The sequence below is a fragment of the Dietzia sp. UBA5065 genome (assembly GCA_002415925.1).
Lineage (GTDB): Bacteria > Actinomycetota > Actinomycetes > Mycobacteriales > Mycobacteriaceae > Dietzia.
Map to the genome: position 1 here is coordinate 6,085 of DIAZ01000013.1, position 1,891 is coordinate 7,975.

At 73.1% G+C, this 1,891-nt stretch carries 2 protein-coding genes; both read right to left on the reverse strand.

The features are described from left to right. On the reverse strand, positions 1 to 1,217 hold a 1,217-nt coding region (locus B4M60_RS01170; RefSeq protein WP_291079532.1), incomplete at its 3' end, for an MFS transporter. Between the two features lie 158 nt (positions 1,218 to 1,375). Next, positions 1,376 to 1,891 (reverse strand): LuxR C-terminal-related transcriptional regulator (locus tag B4M60_RS01175; RefSeq protein WP_291079533.1); only part of this gene is annotated, 516 nt, incomplete at its 5' end.

A 1,891-nucleotide genomic window follows, 5' to 3' on the forward strand; every position in this document is an offset into this window, starting at 1 on the left:
GCGGAGAACCCGAGCGTCACCGCCCACACGGCAGCGTCGGACTGCACCGCAGCCGAGTCCGTCGAGGACACATACCCACCGGCCGCCAGCACCAGCCCATAGACGAACGGCCCGAGCGCCATCCCCAGTGTCTCCCCGGCGGTCCACACCCCGGTGAACACCCCGACCCGGTTCTCCCCGGTCCGTGCCGCGTCGGCCGCGGCCACGTCCGGCAGCATCGCGAGCGGGAACAGCTGCGCGCCGGCATACCCGATGCCGACGACCGCGACCGCGAGGTACACCCCAACAGCGGGCAGTGACCGCGCGGCGATCAGCAGCGCCGCGCCGAGGGCGAGGACGAGCGAGCTCGCGGCATACCCGCCCTTCTTGCCGAGCGCGCGGGAGACCCGCTCCCAAACCGGGGTGCAGACGATCGCCGGCCCGACGAAGCAGACGAAGAGCACCGACCCGGCGCCAGGGTCACGCAGCACCTGCCGGGCCACGTAGTCGACGCCCGCGAGCATCGCCCCGGTCGCCAGCGCCTGCACGACAAAGGTGGTGAGCAGCGTGCGGAAGGCCCGGTTCCCCGCGACGAGCCCCAGCTGCTCACGCAGCCCGCCCGCGCCCGCGGCCACCGCCCGCACCGGCGCGTGCCGGGTGCCCCACCACGCCCCGAGCGCACCTCCAGCGATCAGCACCGCGACGAAGACGCCCATCGCGGCATACCCACGCTCCGGGCCGACCGCATTTCGCACCATCGGCGCCAGGCCCCCGCTGACGAGGATCGCGACCGCGAGCACGGCGACCCGCCAGGACATGATCCGGGTGCGTTCGGCCGGGTCGTCGGTCAGCTCCGCGGGCATCGCCACGTAGGGGACCTGGAAGAACGCGTATGCCGTCGCGCACGCCAGGAAGGCCACCACCACCCACGCGGTGGCCAGGGCCTGCGGCTGGGCGGGCCCGGCGAAGAGCAGGGCGAAACAGCCGGCGAGCGCGAGCCCAGCCCGCAGCAGGAAGGGTCGGCGCGGTCCGGCCGGGTGGGTGGAGCGGTCGCTGATCCGCCCGGCGATCGGGTTGAGCACGACGTCCCAGGCTTTCGGCAGGAAGACGACCACTCCGGCCAGCGCCGCCGCGACGCCCAACCGTTCGGTGAGGTAGGGCAACAGCATCAGCCCCGGCACGGTCCCAAAGGCCCCGGTGGCGACTCCGCCCAGCGCGTATCCCCGCCGGATCTGCATCCGGCCACGATAGGGCTCGTCGGGCGCCGTCGGCAGTCCTGACGAGGCAGACCGCGGTGTCTCCCGGGACGTGACGGCGCGGGCCGCCAGGCCTACCGGTGAACGGCGGAGTGGTCGCCGGGGTGGATGTGGGCTCGACGGTTGGCTGGACCGTCACCTCAGTCGTGGGCCTGGTCGCGATGCGGGGCGACGTGCCGGGTCGTGGTGGCCAGGCCGTTGCGGTATGCCGCGATGACCGCCTGCACCCGGTCGCGCACGCCCAGCTTGGTGAGCACTCGGGAGACGTGGGTTTTGACGGTCGCCTCGGTGACCCGCAAGCGGGCGGCGATCTCGGCGTTGGAGAACCCTTGGGCGATCAGCCACCACACGTCCAGCTCGCGGTCGGTCAGGCGTTGAGCCACGTTCGGGGCGCCGGTGGGGCGTTCGGCGCGCCGCATCACTCGGGCGGTGACGGCCGGATCGAGCACCGCGTCGCCGGCAACGACGGCATACACCGCGTGCACGAGCGCTTCGGGCCGGGAGTTCTTGAGCAAGAAACCGCTCGCCCCGGCGTCCAGCGCGCCGAAGAGCACCTCGTCGTCATCGAAGGTCGTCAGCACGATGACCCGCACCGACGGCGCCTGGACGGTCAGTTCGGCGGTGGCGGCAATGCCGTCGCGGCCGGGCATCCGCAC